This is a genomic window from Caulobacter sp. HJHS_5 (assembly GCF_056683955.1).
This window is the reverse complement of record NZ_JBWZNC010000003.1, coordinates 320,370-341,324: the sequence shown is the minus strand read 5'-3', so window position 1 is coordinate 341,324 and position 20,955 is coordinate 320,370. Positions and strand designations below refer to the sequence as shown.

General features: G+C 69.4%; 25 protein-coding genes. 9 read left to right on the top strand and 16 right to left on the bottom strand.

Features of this window, described 5'->3' with window-relative positions; all coding sequences use genetic code 11:
• Positions 1 to 35: 35 nt before the first annotated feature.
• The 10 genes from rpsO to rimP all read right to left on the bottom strand — a co-directional run bounded on the left by rpsO (position 36) and on the right by rimP (position 9,367).
• Positions 36 to 305, bottom strand: a complete 270-nt coding sequence (rpsO, locus tag ACFLIT_RS07945) for a 30S ribosomal protein S15 (RefSeq protein WP_479910670.1) — start codon at positions 303 to 305, stop codon at positions 36 to 38.
• Positions 306 to 320: 15 nt separating this feature from the next.
• Entirely contained in the window at positions 321 to 1,250 is a 930-nt protein-coding gene (gene truB, locus ACFLIT_RS07940; protein WP_479910669.1) for a tRNA pseudouridine(55) synthase TruB, read from the bottom strand.
• On the bottom strand, positions 1,234 to 1,656 hold the full coding sequence (gene rbfA, locus ACFLIT_RS07935; protein ID WP_479910668.1) for a 30S ribosome-binding factor RbfA: 423 nt from the start codon (positions 1,654 to 1,656) through the stop codon (positions 1,234 to 1,236). Before rbfA ends, truB begins: the two co-directional genes overlap by 17 nt.
• A 54-nt stretch (positions 1,657 to 1,710) precedes the next feature.
• The gene (locus ACFLIT_RS07930) at positions 1,711 to 2,268 is read right to left on the bottom strand and encodes a hypothetical protein (RefSeq protein WP_479910667.1); all 558 of its coding nucleotides are present in this window, start codon (positions 2,266 to 2,268) and stop codon (positions 1,711 to 1,713) included.
• Positions 2,268 to 2,732, bottom strand: a complete 465-nt coding sequence (locus ACFLIT_RS07925) for a hypothetical protein (RefSeq protein ID WP_479910666.1) — start codon at positions 2,730 to 2,732, stop codon at positions 2,268 to 2,270. Before ACFLIT_RS07925 ends, ACFLIT_RS07930 begins: the two co-directional genes overlap by 1 nt.
• Positions 2,733 to 2,745: 13 nt before the next feature.
• Positions 2,746 to 3,255, bottom strand: a complete 510-nt coding sequence (locus tag ACFLIT_RS07920) for a DUF2939 domain-containing protein (protein ID WP_479910665.1) — start codon at positions 3,253 to 3,255, stop codon at positions 2,746 to 2,748.
• Between the two features lie 123 nt (positions 3,256 to 3,378).
• Positions 3,379 to 6,363 (bottom strand): translation initiation factor IF-2, encoded by a 2,985-nt coding sequence (infB, locus tag ACFLIT_RS07915; protein ID WP_479910664.1) that lies wholly within the window; start codon positions 6,361 to 6,363, stop codon positions 3,379 to 3,381.
• Positions 6,364 to 6,448: 85 nt separating this feature from the next.
• On the bottom strand, positions 6,449 to 7,099 hold the full coding sequence (locus tag ACFLIT_RS07910) for an RNA-binding protein (RefSeq protein ID WP_479910663.1): 651 nt from the start codon (positions 7,097 to 7,099) through the stop codon (positions 6,449 to 6,451).
• Positions 7,100 to 7,136: 37 nt separating this feature from the next.
• Positions 7,137 to 8,816 (bottom strand): transcription termination factor NusA, encoded by a 1,680-nt coding sequence (gene nusA, locus ACFLIT_RS07905; protein ID WP_479910662.1) that lies wholly within the window; start codon positions 8,814 to 8,816, stop codon positions 7,137 to 7,139.
• 2 nt (positions 8,817 to 8,818) lie between these two features.
• The gene (gene rimP, locus ACFLIT_RS07900) at positions 8,819 to 9,367 is read right to left on the bottom strand and encodes a ribosome maturation factor RimP (protein ID WP_479910661.1); all 549 of its coding nucleotides are present in this window, start codon (positions 9,365 to 9,367) and stop codon (positions 8,819 to 8,821) included.
• Positions 9,368 to 9,609: 242 nt separating this feature from the next.
• Between rimP and ppa the strand changes: the two genes are divergently transcribed.
• The 3 genes from ppa (at position 9,610) to ACFLIT_RS07885 (ending at position 12,338) form a co-directional block, all read left to right on the top strand.
• Positions 9,610 to 10,143 (top strand): inorganic diphosphatase, encoded by a 534-nt coding sequence (ppa, locus tag ACFLIT_RS07895; RefSeq protein ID WP_479910660.1) that lies wholly within the window; start codon positions 9,610 to 9,612, stop codon positions 10,141 to 10,143.
• A 123-nt stretch (positions 10,144 to 10,266) separates the two neighbouring features.
• Positions 10,267 to 12,048, top strand: coding sequence for a flagellar hook-length control protein FliK (gene fliK / locus ACFLIT_RS07890; RefSeq protein WP_479910659.1), 1,782 nt, complete (start codon positions 10,267 to 10,269; stop codon positions 12,046 to 12,048).
• A complete protein-coding gene (locus ACFLIT_RS07885) occupies positions 12,045 to 12,338 on the top strand; it encodes an EscU/YscU/HrcU family type III secretion system export apparatus switch protein (protein WP_479910658.1) in 294 nt (97 codons plus the stop codon). Before fliK ends, ACFLIT_RS07885 begins: the two co-directional genes overlap by 4 nt.
• Before the next feature lie 4 nt (positions 12,339 to 12,342).
• Here ACFLIT_RS07885 and trmB read toward each other — a convergent pair whose 3' ends face one another.
• The 4 genes from trmB to ACFLIT_RS07865 form a co-directional block, all read right to left on the bottom strand.
• Complete coding sequence (gene trmB, locus ACFLIT_RS07880; RefSeq protein ID WP_479910657.1) at positions 12,343 to 13,017, bottom strand: tRNA (guanosine(46)-N7)-methyltransferase TrmB; 675 nt, start codon at positions 13,015 to 13,017, stop codon at positions 12,343 to 12,345.
• A gap of 3 nt (positions 13,018 to 13,020) precedes the next feature.
• Positions 13,021 to 14,247, bottom strand: coding sequence for a beta-ketoacyl-ACP synthase I (fabB, locus tag ACFLIT_RS07875; protein ID WP_479910656.1), 1,227 nt, complete (start codon positions 14,245 to 14,247; stop codon positions 13,021 to 13,023).
• Between the two features lie 51 nt (positions 14,248 to 14,298).
• On the bottom strand, positions 14,299 to 14,805 hold the full coding sequence (gene fabA, locus ACFLIT_RS07870) for a 3-hydroxyacyl-[acyl-carrier-protein] dehydratase FabA (RefSeq protein WP_479910655.1): 507 nt from the start codon (positions 14,803 to 14,805) through the stop codon (positions 14,299 to 14,301).
• A gap of 63 nt (positions 14,806 to 14,868) precedes the next feature.
• Positions 14,869 to 15,339 (bottom strand): SH3 domain-containing protein, encoded by a 471-nt coding sequence (locus tag ACFLIT_RS07865; protein WP_479910654.1) that lies wholly within the window; start codon positions 15,337 to 15,339, stop codon positions 14,869 to 14,871.
• A 111-nt stretch (positions 15,340 to 15,450) separates the two neighbouring features.
• Between ACFLIT_RS07865 and ACFLIT_RS07860 the strand changes: the two genes are divergently transcribed.
• Together ACFLIT_RS07860 and ACFLIT_RS07855 are read left to right on the top strand one after the other, a co-directional pair.
• Complete coding sequence (locus ACFLIT_RS07860; protein ID WP_479910653.1) at positions 15,451 to 16,437, top strand: 2-hydroxyacid dehydrogenase; 987 nt, start codon at positions 15,451 to 15,453, stop codon at positions 16,435 to 16,437.
• An 8-nt stretch (positions 16,438 to 16,445) separates the two neighbouring features.
• Positions 16,446 to 17,210: an FkbM family methyltransferase gene (locus ACFLIT_RS07855; protein WP_479910652.1), complete on the top strand. Its 765-nt coding sequence runs from the start codon at positions 16,446 to 16,448 to the stop codon at positions 17,208 to 17,210.
• Here the strand turns inward: ACFLIT_RS07855 and ACFLIT_RS07850 are convergent.
• Positions 17,207 to 17,956 carry a DUF6065 family protein gene (locus ACFLIT_RS07850; protein WP_479910651.1) on the bottom strand — a complete coding sequence of 250 codons (750 nt, stop codon included), beginning with the start codon at positions 17,954 to 17,956 and terminating at the stop codon, positions 17,207 to 17,209. The two genes, ACFLIT_RS07855 and ACFLIT_RS07850, sit on opposite strands and share 4 nt — an antisense overlap.
• Before the next feature lie 44 nt (positions 17,957 to 18,000).
• Between ACFLIT_RS07850 and ACFLIT_RS07845 the strand changes: the two genes are divergently transcribed.
• The 4 genes from ACFLIT_RS07845 to ACFLIT_RS07830 all read left to right on the top strand — a co-directional run bounded on the left by ACFLIT_RS07845 (position 18,001) and on the right by ACFLIT_RS07830 (position 20,415).
• Positions 18,001 to 18,510, top strand: coding sequence for a prolyl-tRNA synthetase associated domain-containing protein (locus tag ACFLIT_RS07845; protein ID WP_479910650.1), 510 nt, complete (start codon positions 18,001 to 18,003; stop codon positions 18,508 to 18,510).
• Between the two features lie 88 nt (positions 18,511 to 18,598).
• A complete protein-coding gene (locus ACFLIT_RS07840; RefSeq protein WP_479910649.1) occupies positions 18,599 to 19,522 on the top strand; it encodes a tetratricopeptide repeat protein in 924 nt (307 codons plus the stop codon).
• Between the two features lie 22 nt (positions 19,523 to 19,544).
• On the top strand, positions 19,545 to 20,201 hold the full coding sequence (locus tag ACFLIT_RS07835) for an LON peptidase substrate-binding domain-containing protein (protein ID WP_479910648.1): 657 nt from the start codon (positions 19,545 to 19,547) through the stop codon (positions 20,199 to 20,201).
• A gap of 10 nt (positions 20,202 to 20,211) precedes the next feature.
• Positions 20,212 to 20,415, top strand: coding sequence for a Trm112 family protein (locus tag ACFLIT_RS07830; protein ID WP_479910647.1), 204 nt, complete (start codon positions 20,212 to 20,214; stop codon positions 20,413 to 20,415).
• A gap of 106 nt (positions 20,416 to 20,521) precedes the next feature.
• On the opposite strand, the gene ACFLIT_RS07825 is transcribed toward ACFLIT_RS07830, so the two are convergent.
• Positions 20,522 to 20,914, bottom strand: coding sequence for a VOC family protein (locus tag ACFLIT_RS07825; RefSeq protein ID WP_479910646.1), 393 nt, complete (start codon positions 20,912 to 20,914; stop codon positions 20,522 to 20,524).
• Positions 20,915 to 20,955 lie beyond the last annotated feature (41 nt).

The following is a 20,955-nucleotide window of genomic DNA, read 5'->3' as shown; positions in this document are numbered from 1 at the left end:
GTCTGCCGAAGAGCGCGGTGGGTAGGGACTTCGACCTAGCGGCGCAGGCCGAGGGTCGAGATCAGGGCCTGATAACGCTCAGGCGCCGACTTGTTCAGGTGGTCGAGCAGCGAACGACGCTGCGAAACCAGCTTCAGAAGGCCACGACGCGAGTGGTTGTCCTTCTTGTGGGTCTTGAAGTGCTCGGTGAGGTTGGCGATCCGCTCAGAGAGGATCGCGACCTGCACTTCGGCGCTTCCGGTGTCACCCGCGCCGCGGGCGTGGGTGTTGATGAGTTCGGCCTTGCGGTCCGGCGTAATCGACATCGGTCATGTCTCCGCTCAGGTGAGATTGAAGACCCGCACGGGATTGAGCCGTCCCGCGCGCATCTCGCACAGGGCCGCCAACCTGCCGTTCGCCATGGCCGAAACAGTTCTCGCGTCACCCGTGAGACGGGCGGAGAGCGTTTCGACATCGCGAGGAAGCAGGACGATGGAGCGTCCCTGCGCTAGCTGGAAGGCGTCATCTTCGGTGATGGCCAGTGCCGGGATGTCGTCCAGCGCGGTCTCGACCGGAAGCAAACCCTCCAGAGCGCGGGCCTTATGCCTCAGATCCTCCAGTGTTTCCAGTGATATCGCCGAGGCTTCGGTAAACGGTCCGACGCGCGTCCGGCGCAGGACGGCGACGTGGCCGCAGGTCCCGAGGGCGGCGGCGATATCCCGCGCCAGCGACCGCACATAGGTCCCCTTGCCGCAGTCGACCTCGAAGGTCGCCGCGTCCGGTTCGGCCGAGAGCAGCCGCAGGGCGTCGATGCGCACGGGACGCGGCGCGAGGTCGACCGTCTCGCCGGCGCGGGCGAGGTCGTAAGCCCGTTCGCCATCGACCTTGATGGCGGAGAAGGCCGGCGGCGCCTGCATGATCTCGCCGACGAAGGCGGGCGTCGCCGCCTCGATGGCCGCGCGGCTCGGCCGCACGTCGGAGGTTTCGACGACCGCGCCCTCGCGATCGAGCGTGGTGGTGGTCTCGCCCCAGGCGACGGTGAAACGGTAGGACTTCGCCGCGTCCATCATGAAGGCGACGGTCTTGGTGGCCTCGCCCAGCGCGATGGGCAGGACGCCGGTGGCGAGGGGGTCGAGGGTGCCGGCGTGGCCCGCCTTCTGGGCGTCGAACAGCCAGCGCAGCTTACCGACGGCCTGGGTCGAGCCCATGCCCAGCGGCTTGTCGAAGCAGACCCAGCCGTTGACGGCCTGGCCCTTACGCTTCCTCGCCATCGTCGTCCTGTTCGAGATCCTGGCGCACGCGCGGGTCGTCGAACAGCTTGGCCATCCGGTCGACCTCGTCAAAGCTCTCGTCGTGGCGGAACTTCAGGTCGGGGGTGAATTTCATGTCGATCAGCCGGCCGAGCCGGCCGCGCAGGAACTTGGAAACGCGGTTCAGGCCATCGACCACGTCCTGCGAATGACCACCGCCCAGCGGTTCGACATAGGCGGTGGCGTGCTTCAGGTCCGGGCTCATCCGCACCTGGGAGATGGTCACGGAGACCCCGGCCAGGGCCGGCTCGGCGAACTCCTCCTCGCGCAGGATGTCGACCAGCGCGTGGCGCACCAGCTCGCCGGCGCGCAGCTGGCGCTGGCTGACGGCCGCAGGTTCGCCGCGATTGTTGGACTTGTGCTTCATGAGGGGCGGGCTTCTAGCGCCGGAGGCGGCGCGAGTCCATCGCCGCCCGTCGCGTCAGAGGCCGGCGCCCTGCAGGCCCGGACCGTCGAGCGGGTCCTCCATCGGGTCCGGCGCGCCGCGGCCGGGCAGCTTCCATTCGCCCTTCCAATCGAAAGCCATGCGCGAACAGACGCGGACCCCGCCCTGAACCTTGGGATCGTCGCCGATGGCCACGACCGGTAGCGGCTGGCCGTGGTCGAAGCGCGGAATCGCCATCCACAGCCTGGTCGAGCCTGGACACCAGGCGCGGACGAACACCCGACCCTGGCTGCGCGTGGCGTCCACCTCGTAAAGCTGACCCTCGATCGGATCGCCACCGAGCGCTACGCGCCCGCCCTTGCCGAGCACGCTATCGCCCGCCGGCTTCAGCAAAGCCTGAGCCGATACGGCGGTGGCCATCACCCGCTTGGCGCGGGAGCGCATCATGGATCGCTCGAAGATGAAGGTCAGGCCGCGGCCGGTCAGCCGCTTGGCCTCGGGGGAGGCCGGTTCATAGGAATACATGCGGTCGGCCGCTGCGGCGGCAGTGGGCGCCGACAGCGCCAGCAAGACCAGCGCGGAAGCAAGGCGCATCATTCGAACCTCAGGCTATCCGGCTCGGCGCTGATGAGTTTCCAGCCGTCGGGGCTTCCCGAAGCGAACGTCAACAAGCAAGTTTTCGAGCGCCGCTTCTGCACGCAGACTTGATCGTAGGACAGCGACCTCATCTGGAGAGCGAGCGCCAGAGGCGCAGGGCGATCGGGCGCATAGCCGAGCTCGGCGGCGATTGTCCGGAACGCCTCGGGCGTCAGAGAAAGCCGTTCACCGCGCCGGGAATCGGCGCAATCGCGCATCGCTCGATCCCGATGTCCTGCATTGTAGCACTGCTGGCGGATGATGTTGTCCGTCGGACCACCGTCCTCGACGAAGCGGTCGAAGGTCGCGCGGTCGTCATTACGGACGGCCATAAGGAAGGCGTGTGCGTCGTCCACCGACGCGTACATGCTGACGGTGTTGCAACCGCCGAGCATGATGGCCGTCACCGCGGCGGCGAGCATTGTTCGCATCCGCCTATCTTAACCCCAGCATGGCCGGATCGCCGTCGAAGCTGACCAGGCGCCAGACGCCGTTCTCCAGGGCGAAGGTCAGCAGGCAGGGGCCGTCCTTGGCGCGCTTGGCGCAGACGCGGCCGCCGCTGGCCGGCTGCAGGGCGCCGGCGATGGCCATGCGACCCGGGATCGGCTTGTCGGGGGTGTAGCCGTAGTAGGCCGCGGCGGTGCGGAAGGTGCGCGGCCGCAGCAAGGTCTCGCCCGCCAGGTCGGCGGCCGGACCGGCGAGGAAGACGCCGAGCGCCCGCATCCCATCGCTGGTGTCGGCTCCACGAGCGCGGTCGATCAGCCGGGATTCAAGCTGGCGTTTGAGCGACTCCTTGTCGACCCGGGCGTCGAAGGCGGCCTGATCGTCGTCGCGGATGGCGATCAGCAGGGCGTGCACGTCGCCGGCCGCGTCGACGCGATTGACCGTCGAGCAGGCGGCGGCGAGCAGCGAGAGGGCGAGGGCGGCGATCGTCAGCTTGCGCATGCGACGGGCTCTAAGGGCGGAAGCGGGCCTAAGTTGGGCCGGACCTTAGCCGTGAAGGGCCGATACGGAAACGCCCGCGCGGTGTCCCGCGCGGGCGCTCTCGATCTCACGACCAGGCGGGCTCTAGGCGAGCTGGCGCTTGATCTCCTCGACGGTGAAGCACTCGATCTCGTCGCCTTCCCGGATGTCCTGGAAGCCGGCGAAGGCCATGCCGCACTCCTGGCCGGAGGGCACTTCGTTGACCTCGTCCTTGAAGCGCTTGAGGGTCTGCAGGGTGCCGAGTTCGAGCACGACGATGCCGTCGCGCACGATCCGGACCTTGGCGCCCTTGCGGACGACGCCTTCGAGCACCCGGCAGCCGGCGACCTTGCCGACCTTGGAGATGTCGAAAGCCTGCAGGACCTTGGCGTTGCCAAGGAAGGTTTCGCGCTGGATCGGCGCCAGCATGCCCGAGAGCACGCCTTTGATGTCGTCCAGCAGGTCGTAGATGATCGCGTAGTAGCGGATCTCGACCCCTTCGCGCTCGGCCAGGGCCCGCGCCTGGGCCGAGGCCCGGACGTTGAAGCCGATGATCGGCGCGCCGGCGCCCTTGGCCAGCTGCACGTCGCTTTCGCTGATCGCCCCGGCGCCCGACAGGATGATGCGCGCGCGCACCTCGTCGGTGGCCATCTTGTCGAGCGAGCCGACGATGGCTTCGGCCGAGCCCTGCACGTCGGCCTTGAGGACCAGCGGCAGTTCCGAGACCTTCTTGGCCGAGAGCTTGGCCATGATGTCGGTCATCGAGGCGCCGGCCGACGGCGCGAGGTTCTTCTCGCGCTTCACCCGCAGACGGTACTCGGTGAGCTCGCGGGCGCGGGCTTCGTCTTCCACCACGGCCAGCAGGTCGCCCGGCGACGGCGTGCCGTCGAGGCCGAGGATTTCGACCGGGGTCGAGGGACCGGCTTCGGTCAACTGTTCGCCGCGCTCGTTGAGCAGGGCGCGCACCCGGCCCCACTGGGCGCCGGCCACGACGATGTCGCCACGCTTCAGGGTGCCGCGATTGACCAGCACGGTGGAGACCGCGCCACGGCCCTTGTCGAGCTTGGCTTCGATCACCACGCCTTCGCCGGTGCGATCCGGGTTGGCCTTCAGGTCGAGGACTTCGGCCTGCAGCAGGATGCGCTCGATCAGTTCGTCCAGGCCCTGGCCGGTCTTGGCCGAGACTTCGACGAGCTGGGTGTCGCCGCCGAGGCTTTCGACCACGATCTCATGCTGCAGCAGCTCGTTGATCACCCGCGTCGGATCGGCGCCGGGCTTGTCCATCTTGTTGACGGCCACGATCAGCGGCACTTGCGCCGCCTTGGCGTGCTGGATGGCCTCGACGGTCTGAGGCATCACGCCGTCGTCGGCCGCCACCACCAGCACCACGATATCGGTGATGTTGGCGCCGCGGGCGCGCATGGCGCTGAACGCCGCGTGGCCCGGGGTGTCGAGGAAGGTGACCTTCTGGCCGTCTTCCAGCCGCACCTGATAGGCGCCGATGTGCTGGGTGATGCCGCCATGCTCGCCGCCGGCCACGTCCGCCTTGCGCAGCGCGTCCAGCAGGCTGGTCTTGCCGTGGTCGACGTGACCCATGACGGTGACCACCGGGGGACGGGTCTCCAGGTGATCGTCGTGGTCCTGCTCTTCGCTGATGAAGCCGGTTTCCACGTCGCTTTCCGAGACGCGCTTCACGGTCATGCCGAATTCGGCCGCGACCAGTTCGGCGGTGTCGCTGTCGATCACGTCATTGATCTTCAGCATCACGCCCTGACGCATCAGGAACTTGATGATGTCGACGCCGCGCACCGCCATCCGGTTGGACAGCTCCTGCACGGTGATGACGTCGGGGATGACCACTTCGCGGGCCGCGCGGGCCTGCTCGGCGGTGCCGCCCTTGCGCTTTTCCTTTTCCCGCTCGCGGGCGCGGCGCACCGAGGCGAGCGAGCGCATGCGCTCGGCGCTGTCCTCGTCGCCGGCCACGGCCTGGATGGTCAGGCGGCCCTGGCGGCGGATCGGCTCGCCGCGCGTGCGGGAGACGGCCTTGCCGGGGACGGCGGCCTTGGCGCCGCCGCGACGATCATCATCGTCGGGACGACGGTCGAGGTTGGCCGAGCCGGGGCGCGGGGCCTGGCGCGTGGCGCGCTGGATTTCGGGGCCGGCCGGAGCGGCGGGCGGCGGGCGACCGGCGCCGGGGCGCGGACCGCCCGGACGGGCGCCGTCGCGCGGACCGGCGGGGCGGGGGCTGAGCGCGGAGTAGCGGACGGTGCCGCCGCCTTCCGGACGCCCGGCGCCGCCCTGCGGACGGTCGCTCGCGCCGCGATAGACATTGCCTTCGCGCGGCGCGCGATCGCCACGGTCCTCGCGCGGACGGCCCTGATAGCCGCCGCCTTCCGAACGCGGCCCACGCTCGCCGCCCTCGCGCGGGGCGCGCTGGTTGTACGGGCCGCTGCTCTGCGGACGCTCGGGGCGATAGGTGGTCGTGGTCGGCCGATCGTCGCGACGCTCGCGGCTCGGCTCGTAGGTGCGGGTCTGGCCGGCGCCTTGCTGCGGCGCGGCCGCGGCGGCGGGAGCCGCCGGAGCCTCAGCGCGCGGGGCGGGCGTCGGGACCGGCGCGGCGGGAGCCGCGGGGGCGCTGGGCGGCGGCGGGGAAGCCGCGGCGGCGGCGGCGGCCGCGGCTTCGGCCCGGGCGCGGGCTTCGGCGGCGGCGCGACGCTGATCTTCCTCGGCGCGGGCGCGGGCCTGGCGTTCCTGCTGCTCGCGGGCGGCGTCGATCGCGCGACGACGACGGGCCTCCTCGTCGGTCGACAGGTGACCGGCGCTGGACGGCGGCGGAGGCGCGGCAGGGCGCGACGGCGGAGCGGCCGCCGCCGGGGGCGGCGCGGTCTCGCGGCGTTCGGCCTGGCTCGGGGCGGCAAGGTTCCCCGCGGGCGTATCGAAACGCCGGCGCTTGGTTTCCACCACCACGGTCTTCGACCGCCCATGGCTGAAGCTCTGCTTCACCACGCCTGCGCTCACCGATCCGCCCGGACGGGGCTTCAGGGTGAGAGAGGGTCTGCCGGGCCGGCCGTTTTCGTTGTCGTCGCTCATTCGCTCGCTTGACTTGCACCCGTCGGAGAAACGCCCGACGCACCAATGGAAAAGGGGACGGGTGCGAGGGTTCGCACCGTCCCGATCACGGCTCCTCGCGCCAACTCGAGGGAAGGAGCGGGCTAAATCCGGCGAGGCGCCGGACTTCCGAAGCCCAGCCCTCGGAGGCGCGCCCCGCAAGGAGGGCCGTGTGTATCACATTCTCCGCGCCCAAGGCCAAACCCAATTCATCGGACGTGAAAACGCCGAGAACGCCGGGCTCAGGCCGGATGTTGCGGGCGAGGCCGAGAACCTTGGATCGGCCGTCGGACGCGCCGTCGGACGCCTCGATCAGCCAGAGGACCTGGCCGTCATTGAGGGCGGCGCGGACCTTGTCGAACCCCGAGGTAAGCGCTCCCGACCGTTTCGCAAGCCCCAGTCCGTCCAAGACACGACGCCGCAGCAGGGCCTCGACCCGGTCGGCCAGGTCGGCCGGCGCCGAGACCTTGGTCTTGGCGGCGCGCGAGAACAGACCCTTGCGGGCCGCCGTCTCGACGCTGGCGCGGTCGGCCGCCACCCAGAGGCCGCGACCCGGCAGCTTGCGCGCCAGGTCGGCGACCACGGCGCCGTCGGGGCCGACCACGAAACGGATCAGCCGCGCCTCGTCGCGCACCTCGCCGGAGACGAGGTCACGCCTCTCCCGAGAGGCCGCCGCATGGGTGGCGGGGCCCTTGGGGTCGACCTGGTTTTCGGCCACGGCGTCCATCCGGACGGGCCCACGACGCGCTACGCCATCAGGCGTCGCGCGAGGCTCCCTGGCCGAGCGAGAGCTCGAAGCGCTCTTCCTCGGTGAGTTCGGCGTTGGGATCGAGATCGTTGTCGTCCAGCGACTCCGGCTCCGGTTCCGGCGGGGCCTCGACCCAGCCCATGGCGATGCGGGCGCGCATGATCAGGGCTTCGGCGTCTTCCGGCGACAGGGCGAAGCTGTCGAGGATGCCGGCTTCGCGCACGCGCTCTCCGCCCTTGCTCTCGAACCAGCCGCGCAGGTCGTCCGGCACCAGGCCGGCGAGATCTTCCACCGACTTCACGTCGCCCTGGCCCAGGGCCACGGCCATCGGCAGGGTCACGCCGTCGATGTTGAGCAGGTCGTCCTCGACGCCGAGTTCGCGGCGCTTGGCGTCCTGTTCGGCGGCTTCCTTCTCCAGGAATTCGCGGGCGCGGGCCTGCAGCTCCTCGGCGGTGTCCTCGTCGAAGCCCTCGATGCCGGCGACTTCCTCGCTGTCGACATAGGCCACTTCCTCGACCGAGCTGAAGCCTTCGGTGGCCAGCAGCTGGGCGATGACCTCGTCGACGTCCAGGGCTTCCTGGAACAGGGCGGTGGTCTCGGTGAACTGACGCTGACGGCGCTCGCTCTCCTGGCTCTCCGTCATGATGTCGATCTGCCAGTTGGTCAGCTGGCTGGCGAGGCGCACGTTCTGGCCGCGACGGCCGATGGCCAGCGACAGCTGGTCGTCCGGCACCACCACTTCGACGCGCTCGTCCTCTTCGTCCATCACCACCTTGCTGACTTCGGCCGGGGCGAGGGCGTTGACGATGAAGGTCGCCTCGTCGGGGTTCCACTGGATGATGTCGATCTTCTCGCCCTGCAGTTCGGCGACCACCGCCTGCACGCGGCTGCCGCGCATGCCGACGCAGGCGCCGACCGGATCGATGCTGCCTTCGTTCGACACCACGGCCATCTTGGCGCGGCTGCCCGGATCGCGGGCCACGGCGCGGATCTCGATGACGCCGTCGTAGACTTCCGGCACTTCCTGGGCGAACAGCTTGGCCATGAAGCCGCCGTGGGCGCGGCTCAGCATGATCTGCGGGCCTTTGGTCTCGCGGCGCACGTCGTAGATGTAGCTGCGGATGCGGTCGCCGACCTGGAAGGCCTCGCGCGGGATCGACTGGTCGCGGCGCATGATGCCTTCGCCCCGGCCGAGGTCGACGATGACGTTGCCGTACTCGACGCGCTTCACGGCGCCGTTGACGATCTCGCCCACGCGGTCCTTGAACTCTTCATACTGACGCTCGCGCTCGGCCTCGCGGACCTTATGGGTCACCACTTGGCGGGCCATCTGGGTCTGCACCCGGCCGAATTCGAAAGGCGGCAGGATTTCTTCGTAGGTCTTGCCGACGAAGGCTTCCTTGTCGCGCAGCAGGGCCTCGCTGATCGCCAGCTTGCCGACGTCGCCTTCTTCCAGCTCGACGCCGTCCTCGATGACGGTGACCACGCGCTTCAGCTCGAGCTCGCCGGTCTTCGGGTCGATCTTGGCGCGGATGTCGTTGTCGGCGCCGTAGCGGTTGCGGGCCGCCTTCTGGATCGCGTCCTCGATGGCCTCGATGACGATCTCCTTTTCGATCGCCTTTTCACGCGCGACCGCGTCGGCGATCTGCAGGAGTTCGAGCCGGTTGGCGGAAATGCCGGTGGCCATGGTCAGTCCTCTTCGTCTTCGGACGGGTTTTCGTTTTCGATGCGGGCGGCGCGCTGGGCGGCCCCCCGTTTCATCAATTGGTCGCTGAGCACCAGCTTGGCGTCGACGATCCAGGCGAACGGGATCAGGGCGGTGTGCTCGTCGCCCTCCAGGTCGATGCCGATGTTGTCGCCGTCGACGCCGGCCAGCACGCCCTTGAAACGCTTGCGGCCCTCGGCCATGCGGTCCAGCTCGACGCGGGCCTCCAGGCCTTCGTAGGTGTCGAAATCCTTCAGGCGGGTCAGGGGGCGGTCGACGCCGGGACTGGAGACTTCCAGCATGTATTCGCCGGCGATCGGATCGGCGGCGTCCATGATCTGCGAGATGGCGCGCGACAGGCGGGCGCAGTCCTCGACGTTCATGTCGCCATCCGGGCGTTCGCCCATGATCTGCAGCCGACGCTGCTCGTCGCCGCCCATCAGACGCAGGCGCACGATCTCATAGCCCGCCGCCTCGGCCACCGGGTCGAGCAGGTCGAGCAGCTGACGGTCTTCGGCGGTCTTTCCGCGCAACGCCTTGCCTCACGCCGACCTCCCCAAAGGCGGGGCGGGCCGGAAAATCCAACAAAAAAGCGGCGGGCCTTTCGGCCGCCGCTCGAAAGCGCCATCCAGCGCAGACGATCGATGTGAAGCCTATATAGCCTCCCCGACAGGCTTTGTCAGCCCCGTGTGAGCGTTGAAGGCGCGTGCCCTCTTTCGCAGCGCACAATTTCGGTCCATAGACCCGCGCCATTATCACCGCCTCGTGAGTGCTCATGGACCTCTCCAAGATTGCCGTTGGCGTCAATCCCCCCTGGGATCTCAACGCCGTCATCGAAATCCCGCAGGGCGGCGAGCCGGTGAAGTACGAGATCGACAAGGCCTCCGGCGCCTTGATGGTCGACCGCTTCCTGCACACGGCCATGTTCTATCCGGCCAACTACGGCTTCATCCCCCACACCCTGGCGGACGACGGCGATCCCGCCGACATCATGGTGGTGGGTCCGACCCCGGTGGTGCCCGGCGCGATCATCCGCTGCCGCCCGATCGGCGCCCTGATGATGGTCGACGAGGCGGGTTCGGACGAAAAGATCCTGGCCGTGCCGGTCGACAAGCTGCATCCGTTCTACACGGGCGTCTCCAGCTGGCGGGACCTGCCGACCATCCTGACCGAACAGATCGCCCACTTCTTCAAGCACTACAAAGACCTGGAGAAGGGCAAGACCACCAAGATCAGCGGTTGGGCCGACCCGGAGGAGACGGCCGAGATCATCCGCACGTCGATCCGTCGTTTCGACGAAAGCTACTAGAATCCGGAAGGGCGGCGCGAGCCGCCCTTTTTCTTTGCGGCCCATGCTCCGGCTCGATCCTTCAGGATTCTTAAGGCCTTGGCCCCAGGCTGGCGGGCATCGTCGTCCGCCGCCAGGCCCCGCATGAGCCCCGATCCGCTATCGCCGATCGCTCCGATCTCGTCGTCGACGGTGGTCGCGCCGGCCCTGCCCCTGCCGGAAGACCGCCCGGTCGCCGCGCAGCAGCTGGCGGGTCAGACCCCGGCCGCCGCCGCGACGCCCGGCGTCGAGACCGCCGCCGGCGCGCCCGCGGCGACGCCGACGGAGACGACCCCGGATCCCATCGTTCAGGCGATGATCGACAGGCGCGCGACCGCCGCCGCGCGCCAGACCAGCCTCGCCCCGCTGTTCGCCGACCTCGGCGAGGCCTCGGCCGCCAGCCAGCCGGCCACGGCCGCTCTGCCCGCCGATGTCCGCGCCGCCGTGAACCGGGTGCTCTCGCAGAGACTGTCCGTTGAGAACGGGCTCAGCGCCCAGACCTTGCGGGACGCCGTCGCCCGCTCGGGCCTGTTCCTGGAAGCCAACCTCGCCGGCCCGGCGGCGTTCGACCCGGCCGGCGACCTCAAGGCCGCCCTGCTCAGCCTGCGCCAGACCCTGGCGACCGCGCAGCAGGCGCTCATCGGCGACGAAGCCGCGATCCCGCCCGCGCCGTCACCGCCGCAGCCGACGCCCGTAACCCCGCCGGGGACGACGGCCACGCCAACGACCGTTCCGACGGAGCAGGCCGCGACTCAGACGCCGGGCCAAACGACGGGTCAGGCGGCCCCGGTCCGTTCGCCGGCCACGCCGCCCACGATCCCGCCGCCGCAACAGACCGCCGCCCATGCGGTCGACTCGCCGCTGGCGGTAAGCCAGCCCAGCCTGCTGCTCGCCGCCCAGACAGCCGCGACGCCGGAAACCGCCGACGCCCTACTCGACCCCGCCATCCAGGGCGCCCAGCGCGCGCAGCAGCAGGCCCAGGTCCAGACCCAGATCGAGGCCTTGCGGCAGACCGCGACGGCCGCCGCAGCGGCGGCGAGCCAGCTGGAGCGCGCCGCCGGCTCCCCGCCGGCCGAGGCGACGCCGGTTCCGAACGATGACGCCGCCCCGACCCCCGCCCAAACCACGGCCCAGAACGCCCTGGCCCTGGCGCAGCAGGCCGCCGCCCAGGCGGCTCAACTCGCGGCGGGCTCGGTGAACGCCCAGCGCACGATCAGCCAGTCCAGCCTGCTGCTGGCCGCCCAGGCCGCCGCCATCAGGCTTGAGGATGACGAGCCGAGCCCCCTGCCGCCGCGCCCCGCGCTGGCGCGCGAGACGCCGCCGCCCGTCGAACCCGTCACCCCGACCACGCCGGCCCCGCCGGTGCGAGGCTCAACCCTTGCCGGTCAGCCCCCGGTCCCATCCACCCTGCCCACCCAGGCCGGCGAGGCGGCGGTGGTCCGCCACCTGGCCGAGCAGGTCGATCAGGCCCTGGCGCGTCAGGCCCTCCACCAGCTTGCCTCGACACAGGCCGCTCAGCCCGCCGAAGGGGCGGAGACCGCCGCCTGGATGTTCGAAATTCCCATCGCGACGCCGCAGGGTACGACGATCGCCCAGTTCGAGATCGACCGCGACGGCCGCGAGTCCGGCGGTGAGGCCGGGGCCGCCGCCTGGCGGGCGCGCTTCTCGCTCAACTTCGAGCCCCTGGGTCCCGTGCATGTGCAGCTCAGCCAGGTCGGGCCGCGCACGGCGGTCAATCTCTGGGCCGAGCGCGAGGGCAGCCTCGATCTGCTGCACGCCCAGAGCGCCGGCCTCGCGCGCGACCTCGGTGGCGAGGTGAGGATTCAGGGCGGCGCGCCGCAGCGGCCCACGCCGCCACGGGGTCAGTTCGTGGACCGGCTGACATGAGCGACAAACCCACGCCCGGGCCCGCCCTCGCCGTCGCCCTCAAATATGACGCGGCCAGCGCCCCCAGGGTGGTGGCCGTCGGGCGGGGCGAGACCGGCGAGAAGATCATCGAGAGGGCGCGCGAGCATCAGGTGCCGCTGGAGGTCAACGCGCCCCTGGCCGAGGCCCTGTCGACCATCGAGCTCGACAGCGAGATTCCCGAGGCGCTCTATAAAGCGGTGGCGACCGTGATCGCCTTCGTCCTGAAGGTCTCGCAGCAGGCCGCGCCTCCGCCGCCGCAGCATCGCTGAAGCGTCAGACCCGCTCGAAGTCGAGGAACACCGGCGCGATGTCGCCGAGCTTCTTTTCCTCGTAGCGGGTGGTCACGTGATCGGCGGGCGGGATTCGCCAGTCGTCGGCCCGCTCGGCCGTCCAGCGGAAGTCCGGCGAGGTGGTGACGCGCTCCAGGGTCCAGTCGACATAGTCGGCCCAGTCGCTGGCGAAGCGGAAGCGGCCGCCAGGCTTCAGCACCCGCGCGAAGGCCGCCAGGGTCTCGGGCTGCACGATCCGGCGCTTATGGTGCCGCGCCTTCTGCCAGGGGTCTGGGAACATCAGGAAGATGCGGCTGAGCGAAGCGTCCGGCAGGGCGTCGACGATCGGGCGGGCGTCGTCCTGGCGCAGCCGCACATTGGTCAGGCCCGCCGCCTCGATGTGGCCGAGCGCGCTGGCCACGCCGTTGATGAAGGGTTCGGCGCCGAGCACCAGCACGTCGGGCCGCCTGGCGGCCTGAGCGGCCAGATGCTCGCCGCCGCCGAAACCGATCTCCAGCCAGACCTCGGTCGCCCCCGGCATCAGCGCCTGGGGATCGAGCGGGCCGTCGGGAATGGCGAGCTGCGGCAGCAGGCCGTCCATGCGGGCGGCGGCGTTCGGCTTGAGCACGCGGCTCTTAATGCGCCCGAACGAGCGCAGCGGGCCGTGCGGCTGCTGCACCGTCTAGATCCGGTTGAGGATCAGGCAGCCGTTGGTGCCGCCGAAGCCGAAGCCGTTGGACATCACCGTCTCGACCTGGCGGTCGGCGCGGGCGCGCAGGATCGGCAGGCCCTCGAACTCGGGGTCGAGGTTGTCGATGTGGGCGCTCTCGGCCAGGAAGCCGGCCTGCATCATCAGCAGGCAGTAGATCGCCTCCTGCGCCCCGGCCGCGCCGAGGCTGTGACCGGTCAGGGACTTGGTCGAGGAGATGGCCGGGATCTTGTCGCCGAAGACGTTGCGCACCGCGCCCATCTCCTTGGCGTCGCCGACCGGCGTCGAGGTGCCGTGCGGGTTCAGATAGTCGATGGTGCGATGGCCGGCGCTTTCCAGGGCCAGGCGCATGCAGCGCTCGGCGCCTTCGCCCGAGGGGGCGACCATGTCGAAGCCGTCGGAATTGGCCGCGTAGCCGACGATCTCGGCGAGAATCTTGGCGCCCCGGGCCTTGGCGTGCTCCAGCTCCTCGACGACGACGACGCCGGCGCCGCCGGCCGGCACGAAGCCGTCGCGATCGACGTCATAGGCGCGCGAGGCCACGGCCGGGCGGTCGTTGTAGTGGGTCGACATGGCCCCCATGGCGTCGAACAGGTTCGACAGGGTCCAGTCCAGCTCCTCGGTCCCGCCGGCGAAGATCACGTCCTGCTTGCCGAGCTGAATCTGCTCGTAGGCGCTGCCGATGCTGTGGGTCGAGGTGGCGCAGGCCGAGGAGATCGAGAAGTTCAGGCCGCGAATCTTGAACCAGGTGGCGAGCGCCGCCGAGGGGCCGCTGCTCATCGCCTTGGGCACGGCGAAGGGGCCGACGCGCTTGGGCCCCTTCTCGCGGGTGACGTCGGCCGCGGTGACGATGGCGCTGGTCGACGGGCCGCCGGCGCCGACGATCAGGCCGGTGCGCTCATGAGAGACCTCGGCCTCGGTCAGGCCGGAGTCGGCGATGGCCTGCTCCATGGCGATGTGGGCGTAGCCGGTGCCGGGCGCCAGGAAGCGGGCGGCGCGGCGGTCGACCAGGCTCTCCCACTCCAGCAGCTGGCCGTCCTTGTGAGGCGGCGCGTGCACCTGGCAGCGGAAGCCCATCTTCTCGTATTCGGGAGCAAAGACGACGCCCGAGCGCGCGTCGCGCAGGGAGGCGGTCACTTCGTCGGCGCCCGTGCCGATCGACGACACGATGCCCAGGCCCGAGATAACGACGCGGCGCATGGATACTCCTTCTTCCTCTCGGCGAACGGCTGAGCCTAGACGCCCGAGGCGTTAGGCGAGTTCGCGGCCGAACAGGCCGACCCGAAGGTCCTTGGCCTCGTAGATGACCTTGCCGTCGGCCTCCAAGACGCCGTCGGCGACGCCCATCACCAGCTTGCGGATGATCACCCGTTTCAGATTGATCTTGTAGACCAGCTTCTTGACGTCCGGAGTCACCTGGCCGGTGAATTTCACTTCGCCGACGCCGAGCGCGCGGCCCCGGCCGGGCGCGCCGGACCAGCCCAGGAAGAAGCCGACCAGCTGCCACATGGCGTCCAGGCCCAGGCAGCCCGGCATCACCGGGTCGTTGATGAAGTGGCAGGCGAAGAACCAGAGGTCCGGATTGATGTCGAGTTCGGCCTCGACATAGCCCTTACCGGCGACGCCGCCGTCGTTGTTGATCTCGACGATGCGGTCGAACATCAGCATCGGCGGGGCCGGCAGCTGGGCGTTGCCCGGTCCGAACAGGTCGCCGCGGGCGCAGGCCAGCAGCTCTTCGTAGGCGAAACTCGATTTCATGTCGCAGGGCCTAGCACGGTGTGCGCCACGTCCTCAATGCGGTTTGGGGGCGGCGCGGTCGGGTCAGCGGCACTGCTGGGCCGGCGCCGCGCCCCAGATATCGCCGGCGGGGGTCCAGCCGGATACGCCCTGCACCTTCAACCTGCACCAGCCCTTCTCGCAGCGATCGACGGCGGCGATGGACTGCGGCCGAAGATAGGCCTGGACATGCGACTGGGCTTCGGGCCGGGCGCGCAGCGGCAGCGGGCCGCCGTTCATCCGCATGGCGGTACGGGCGCCGTCGATGCCGCGCTTGTGCACCCAGGCCGCCTGGCCCTCCGGATCGCACACGCGGCGCCAGTCCGCCGTCTCGGCGATGATCTGCAGCGGCAGATCCTTGGCGCGATAGACCCAGAGCAGGCGGTAGTCCTCGCCCGGGCCCGACCGGGCGTTCACCTTGCCGAACTTCAGGGAGACATAGCGCGGCACCGGCAGGCCCGAGGGCGTGACCTTGGGAACCGCCGCCGCGGGGCCGGCCAGCACGACCAGCAGCATCGCCGTTGCTCCCCCGATCGCTCTCATCCGGCTCTCGCCCATGCCTCGCCCTTGCTGGCTCCCAACGCAGCCCTTTGACCTCGGGCGCGCCCGCCCTTACAGACCCGAGGCATGGCCGCCCGCAAGCCCAAAGTCATCGTCACCCGTCGCCTGCCGGATTCGATCGAAACCCGGATGCGCGAACTGTTCGACGCCGAGCTGAACCTCGACGACAAACCCTTGACGGCGGATGAACTGAAGGCCGCCGTGGCCCGGGCGGATGTTCTCGCCCCGACCATCACCGACCGCATCGACGCCGAGGTCATCGCCGCCGCCGGCCCGCAGCTGAAGCTGATCGCCAACTACGGCGCCGGGCTCGACCACCTGGACGTGGTCGCCGCCAACGCCCGCGGCGTCACGGTCACCAACACCCCCGGGGTGCTGACGGAAGACACCGCCGATCTCGCCATGGCCCTGCTGATGGCCGCCTCGCGCCGCATGGTCGAGGGCGTGAAGATGATCGAGGCCCAGGAGTACAAGGGCTGGGCGCCCACCGGCATGCTCGGCCGGCGCATCACCGGCAAGCGCCTCGGCATCGTCGGCATGGGCCGCATCGGCCAGGCCCTGGCCAAGCGGGCCCAGGCCTTCGGCATGCAGGTGCACTATCACAACCGCAAGCCGCTCAGCCCGGCCATCGCCGAGGCGCTCGGCGCCACCTGGTGGGAAAGCCTCGACCAGATGCTGGCGCGCATGGACTTCGTCAGCCTGAACTGCCCGCACACGCCGGCGACCTACCACCTGATGTCGGCCCGCCGGCTAAAGCTGATGCAGCCTCACGCCATCCTCATCAACACCGCGCGCGGCGAGGTGATCGACGAGGCCGCCCTGGCGACCATGCTGGCGGCCGGCGAGCTCGGCGGCGCGGCGCTGGACGTCTACGAGCACGAGCCCTCGGTGCATCCGAAGCTGCTGACCCTGTCCAACGTCGTGCTACTGCCGCACCTCGGCTCGGCCACGGTCGAGAGCCGGACGGAGATGGGCGAGAAGGTGATCGTCAATATCCGCGCCTTCCTCGACGGCCACCGGCCGCCGGATCGCGTGATCCCCACCATGCTTTAGGAGCGCCCGTGGAGCTTTCTCCCCCCTGGACGCTCGACGACGGCAACCCCAAGCGCGGCAAGCTGGTGCACCACCTCCTGCAGCATATGCGGATGACCGGCGACCGGGTGAACCTCGACGACCTCAACCATTTTGTCGCCTTCGCCGCGCCCCTGGCGTCCCGCAGCCACTCGCAGCTGTTTCAGGAACTCTGGGCCCTGTGGCGGGCCGGCGGCAAGCGCGGCGGCTATTTCGTGGAGTTCGGCGCCGCCAGCGGCATCAAGCTGAGCAACACCTACTTCCTCGAAACCGGCATGGGCTGGAAGGGCATCCTGGCCGAGCCCCACCCCGTCCAAGTGGAGCGCGTTCGCAACGCAAGGATGTGTCACGTCTCCGACCTCTGCGTCTATTCGCGCAGCAACGAGACCCTGACCTTCCGCATGGTGGCCAAGGGCGACCTGTCGCGCATCGCCGACATCAATCCCGAGGATGGCCACGAGGAAACCAATCGGGCCAGCTACAAGGAAACCCAGGTCCGGACGATCTCGCTGAACGACCTGCTGACGGCCTACGACGCGCCACGCGAGATCGACTACATGTCGGTCGATACCGAAGGCTCCGAGGTCGAGATCCTGCAGGCCTTCGACTTCGATCGCTGGCGGGTCAACGCCTTCACGGTCGAGCACAACTACACTGAAGCCGAGGCGCAGCTCGACGCGCTGTTCGCGGCCAACGGCTACCGTCGCGTCTGGAACGCGATCAGCCGCTACGACGCCTGGTACGTCCGAAACTAGATCCCGAGCTTCGGGCCCTTCAGGCGTCGCTTGTTGACGTGGGTCGCCGACAGGTTGGATTCCGGCGCGCCCTCCGGCACCTCGCCCTTGAAGTAGAAGCGCTGCCACGCCTCCCGCATCGCCTCGGGCTCGCGCTTGAAGATGCGGGCGTTGAACTCCTCCCGCTTGGCGTACCAGGTGTCGTACTGGTCGCGCAGGACGGCGTTGTTCTCCATGTTCTTGATCACCGGCTGGAACTCGGCGATCGCCTTGTCCTGAATCAGAGTGATGAAGCAGAACGGCTCGCCCTTTTCGAACCGCACCTTGCCGGGGGTCGTGAAGATCCAGTTCATCGTGAAGGGGAAGGGCAGCCAATCGGTCTCGACCAGGCCGGTCAGCGGCTGAATGCCGTCCTTCACATGGTTCGGCGGGCCCGAGCACCACATCGACCAGCCCGGCGGCGTCTTGAACAGATAGCCCGGATGGAAGGTGACCACGCCGCGGCTGAAATGGCTCTTCACGAACTCATGGAAGGTCGGATGCGGATGGTCCGACTTCAGGGTGATGCCCTGCTGGTGGGGCGAGCCGTCCCATTCGGCGGTGAAGGCCATGGGGCAGAGGATTTCCCAGCCCGTGGTGTTGGCCATGGTCAGCGGCAGGCAGCGATAGGGATGACGATCGGCGAACTTGTCCATCCAGGCGCGCTGCGGGCGCCCGGGGGTGATCTCCGGCGGCTGGCCGGTGGTGGGGTAGCACTCGAGCTCCATGAGGCCCTTCCGCTGGTGGCGCTTGGCTGTCTATTAGCGGGGTGATGAAGACGCGCGAAGACCTGTTCGCTTTCCTCGACGCTCAGGGCATAGCCCACCGCACCCTGGAACACCCTGCGGTGTTCCGCGTGGAGGAAGGCCATGAGATCAAGGCCGGCCTGCCGGGCGGACACACCAAGAACCTGTTTCTCAAGGACCACAAGGGCCAGCTCTGGCTGATCTCGGCGCTCGGCGAGACGACGATCGACCTGAAAAAGGCGCCGGCGACCATCGGGTCGGCCCGGCTGTCGTTCGGCAATGAGGCGCTGATGCTGGAGACCCTGGGGGTGACCCCCGGCTCGGTCACGGCGCTCGGCCTGATCAACGACGCCGAACGCCGGGTGCGCTTCGTGCTCGACGCCGCCCTGGCCGCCGCCGACCCGGTGAACTTCCATCCCCTGACCAACACCGCCACCACCGCCCTTTCCCAAGCCGGCTTCCGCCGTTTCCTGGCGGCCCTGGACATCACGCCGCTGATCGTCGATTTCGAGCGGATGGCGGTGGTCGACGGCTGACGAACGGTTGCGGCCACGACATCGGGCGACCATCTTGCGGCCCGAACGTTAGATGAGGCGCGCCAGCGCCCGAACTTCAGGACCGATCATGAGCCTCATCGGAGACACCCGGCCCCAGCCTTCGCCGACGAGCGGCCCCGGCGCCGACGACCTGATCGTCGAGGGCGGCGATGCGACCTTCATGCGCGACGTGATCGAGGAATCGCGCACCCGCCCGGTGATCGTCGACTTCTGGGCCACCTGGTGCGGCCCCTGCAAGCAGCTGACCCCGGCGCTGGAAAAGGTGGTCCGCGCCGCCGGCGGCGCGGTGAAGCTGGTCAAGATCGATGTCGACCGCAACCCGGGCTACGCCGGCCAGCTGCGCGTGCAGTCGATCCCCACCGTCTACGCCTTCGTCAACGGCCAGCCGGTCGACGGCTTCATGGGCGCCAAGCCCGAGAGCGAGGTGAAGGCCTTCGTCGACCGCCTGGCCAAGCCGCCGGGCGAGGCGGAGCTGGAAGAGATTCTGACCCTGGCCAAGGAGTCGCTGGATCTCGGCGATCTGGGCAGCGCGGCCCAGGCCTACGCCGAGGCCCTGCAGCTGGCCCCCGAGAACGTTAAGGCCCTGGGCGGCCTCGCCCGCGTCTATCTGGCCGGCGGCGACGCCGAGCGGGCCCGCGAAATCGCCGACATGGCCCCGGCCGACGCCAAGGACGCAGACCTGGAGAGCGTCCGCGCCGCCCTGGCCCTGGCCGACAGCGCCCCGGCGCTGGAGGAGGCCGCGCCGTTCGAGGCCCGCCTGGCCAAGGACGCCGACGATCACGAAGCTCGCTTCGAACTGGCCAAGGCCCTGGCCGGCGCCGGCCGTTTCGAGGAAGCCGCCGACCATCTGCTCACCATCGTGGCGCGCGACCGCGCCTGGAACGACGAGGCGGCGCGCAAACAGTTGCTGACGGTCTTCGAGGCGGCCGGACCGATGTCCGACGTCGCCAAACAGGGTCGTCGCAGGCTATCTTCGATCCTGTTCTCCTGAGGTCTCAGAAGAGAGGGCCTTCATGGCCACCGGCTACCGCAAGGCGTCCGACCTGCCGCAGGTGATCCCGGTCTTTCCGCTGGACGGCGCCCTGCTGCTGCCGGGCGGGCAGCTGCCGCTCAACATCTTCGAGCCGCGCTATCTCAACATGTTCGACGACGCCATGGCCGGCGAGCGGATGATCGGCATGGTGCAGACGCGCGGCGGCGACGACGAGACGCGCCCTCCCCTCGCCCCGGTCGGTTGCGTCGGCCGGGTGACCAGCTTCGCCGAGACCAGCGACGGCCGCTATCTCGTCACCCTCACCGGCGTCTGCCGCTTCCATACCGGCGAGGAGCTGTCGGTATTGACCCCTTATCGCCAGGTGCGCGCGCGCTTCGCCGCCTTCGAAGCCGACCTGCAGGAAGGCGTCGTGCCGGAGGCCTTCGAACGTGCGCCGTTCCTTTCGGCCCTGCGCCGCTATCTCGACCATCGCGGCCTCGACATCGACTGGGAGAGCGCCGAGGGCGCCCCGGCCGACGCCCTGATCAACAGCCTGTCGATGGCCCTGCCCTTCGAGCCGGGCGAAAAGCAGCTGCTGCTCGAGGCCCTGACCCTCGCCGATCGCCGCGACGCCCTGATCGCCCTGCTGGAGATCGACGCCGCCATGGACGATGACGGACCGCCGTCGATCCAGTAGAAACACCGCCATGGATGACGCCGCTTCCTTCTCCGCCCCCGGCCCCGAGGTCGATCCGCGCCTGCTGGAGGTTCTGGTCTGTCCGGTCAGCCGCACGCCGCTGGAGTATGACCGCGCCGCCGGCGAACTGATCAGCCGCGCGGCCAAGCTGGCCTATCCGATCCGCGACGGCGTGCCGGTGATGCTGCCGGAAGAAGCCCGCGAGCTGGGCTAGAGCGCGCCAGGGTTAAGTGTGTGCGGTTAACCCGCCCGGCGCGCTCTAAACATCGGAAAGTGGAGCCTTTTCAAAGCCAGATGAGTCCATCTGGCCCGAAAAGGCTCTAGCCGCCGCGGTAGCACGCCTCGATGTTGTTGCCGTCGGGGTCGAGCACGAAGGCGCCGTAGTAGTCCTTGACCCCTTCGCGTGGTCCGGGCGGACCGTTGTCGCGGCCGCCAGCGGCCAAAGCCGCCTTGTGGAAGGCGTCGACGCTCGCCTCGCTGTCGGCGGTGAAGGCGAAATGCATCTGGTTGAGGCCGGCGCGGGAACCCTCGACCCAGTAGGACGGCCTGAGCGTGCCGATCCACAGATAGGGGTATTCGGTGACGCCGCGGCCGAGCAGGAACGCCTGGTCGCCGTTGTCGGCGGTCATCAGGCCCAGAGGCTTGGCGATGGCGTCGTAGAAGCGACGCGCGGCCGCAAGGTCGGTGACGACGAAACCGGAATGATCGAGCATCGGAACCTCCGCATCTGGCGGAAGAAAGCCGTCAACGGCCG

What these genes read in the sequence shown, in the direction of transcription:
- ppa (WP_479910660.1), top strand. Translation starts at nt 9,610, where the DNA reads ATGGACCTCTCCAAGATTGCCGTTGGCGTCAATCCCCCCTGGGATCTC.
- rbfA (WP_479910668.1), bottom strand. Translation starts at nt 1,656, where the DNA reads ATGAAGCACAAGTCCAACAATCGCGGCGAACCTGCGGCCGTCAGCCAG.
- ACFLIT_RS07845 (WP_479910650.1), top strand. Translation starts at nt 18,001, where the DNA reads ATGAAGACGCGCGAAGACCTGTTCGCTTTCCTCGACGCTCAGGGCATA.
- ACFLIT_RS07830 (WP_479910647.1), top strand. Translation starts at nt 20,212, where the DNA reads ATGGATGACGCCGCTTCCTTCTCCGCCCCCGGCCCCGAGGTCGATCCG.
- nusA (WP_479910662.1), bottom strand. Translation starts at nt 8,816, where the DNA reads ATGGCCACCGGCATTTCCGCCAACCGGCTCGAACTCCTGCAGATCGCC.
- fliK (WP_479910659.1), top strand. Translation starts at nt 10,267, where the DNA reads ATGAGCCCCGATCCGCTATCGCCGATCGCTCCGATCTCGTCGTCGACG.
- ACFLIT_RS07860 (WP_479910653.1), top strand. Translation starts at nt 15,451, where the DNA reads ATGGCCGCCCGCAAGCCCAAAGTCATCGTCACCCGTCGCCTGCCGGAT.
- ACFLIT_RS07840 (WP_479910649.1), top strand. Translation starts at nt 18,599, where the DNA reads ATGAGCCTCATCGGAGACACCCGGCCCCAGCCTTCGCCGACGAGCGGC.
- ACFLIT_RS07865 (WP_479910654.1), bottom strand. Translation starts at nt 15,339, where the DNA reads ATGCTGCTGGTCGTGCTGGCCGGCCCCGCGGCGGCGGTTCCCAAGGTC.
- ACFLIT_RS07825 (WP_479910646.1), bottom strand. Translation starts at nt 20,914, where the DNA reads ATGCTCGATCATTCCGGTTTCGTCGTCACCGACCTTGCGGCCGCGCGT.
- truB (WP_479910669.1), bottom strand. Translation starts at nt 1,250, where the DNA reads ATGGCGAGGAAGCGTAAGGGCCAGGCCGTCAACGGCTGGGTCTGCTTC.
- ACFLIT_RS07925 (WP_479910666.1), bottom strand. Translation starts at nt 2,732, where the DNA reads ATGCTCGCCGCCGCGGTGACGGCCATCATGCTCGGCGGTTGCAACACC.
- ACFLIT_RS07885 (WP_479910658.1), top strand. Translation starts at nt 12,045, where the DNA reads ATGAGCGACAAACCCACGCCCGGGCCCGCCCTCGCCGTCGCCCTCAAA.
- ACFLIT_RS07835 (WP_479910648.1), top strand. Translation starts at nt 19,545, where the DNA reads ATGGCCACCGGCTACCGCAAGGCGTCCGACCTGCCGCAGGTGATCCCG.
- ACFLIT_RS07920 (WP_479910665.1), bottom strand. Translation starts at nt 3,255, where the DNA reads ATGCGCAAGCTGACGATCGCCGCCCTCGCCCTCTCGCTGCTCGCCGCC.
- fabA (WP_479910655.1), bottom strand. Translation starts at nt 14,805, where the DNA reads ATGAAATCGAGTTTCGCCTACGAAGAGCTGCTGGCCTGCGCCCGCGGC.
- ACFLIT_RS07930 (WP_479910667.1), bottom strand. Translation starts at nt 2,268, where the DNA reads ATGCGCCTTGCTTCCGCGCTGGTCTTGCTGGCGCTGTCGGCGCCCACT.
- infB (WP_479910664.1), bottom strand. Translation starts at nt 6,363, where the DNA reads ATGAGCGACGACAACGAAAACGGCCGGCCCGGCAGACCCTCTCTCACC.
- rpsO (WP_479910670.1), bottom strand. Translation starts at nt 305, where the DNA reads ATGTCGATTACGCCGGACCGCAAGGCCGAACTCATCAACACCCACGCC.
- ACFLIT_RS07850 (WP_479910651.1), bottom strand. Translation starts at nt 17,956, where the DNA reads ATGGAGCTCGAGTGCTACCCCACCACCGGCCAGCCGCCGGAGATCACC.
- fabB (WP_479910656.1), bottom strand. Translation starts at nt 14,247, where the DNA reads ATGCGCCGCGTCGTTATCTCGGGCCTGGGCATCGTGTCGTCGATCGGC.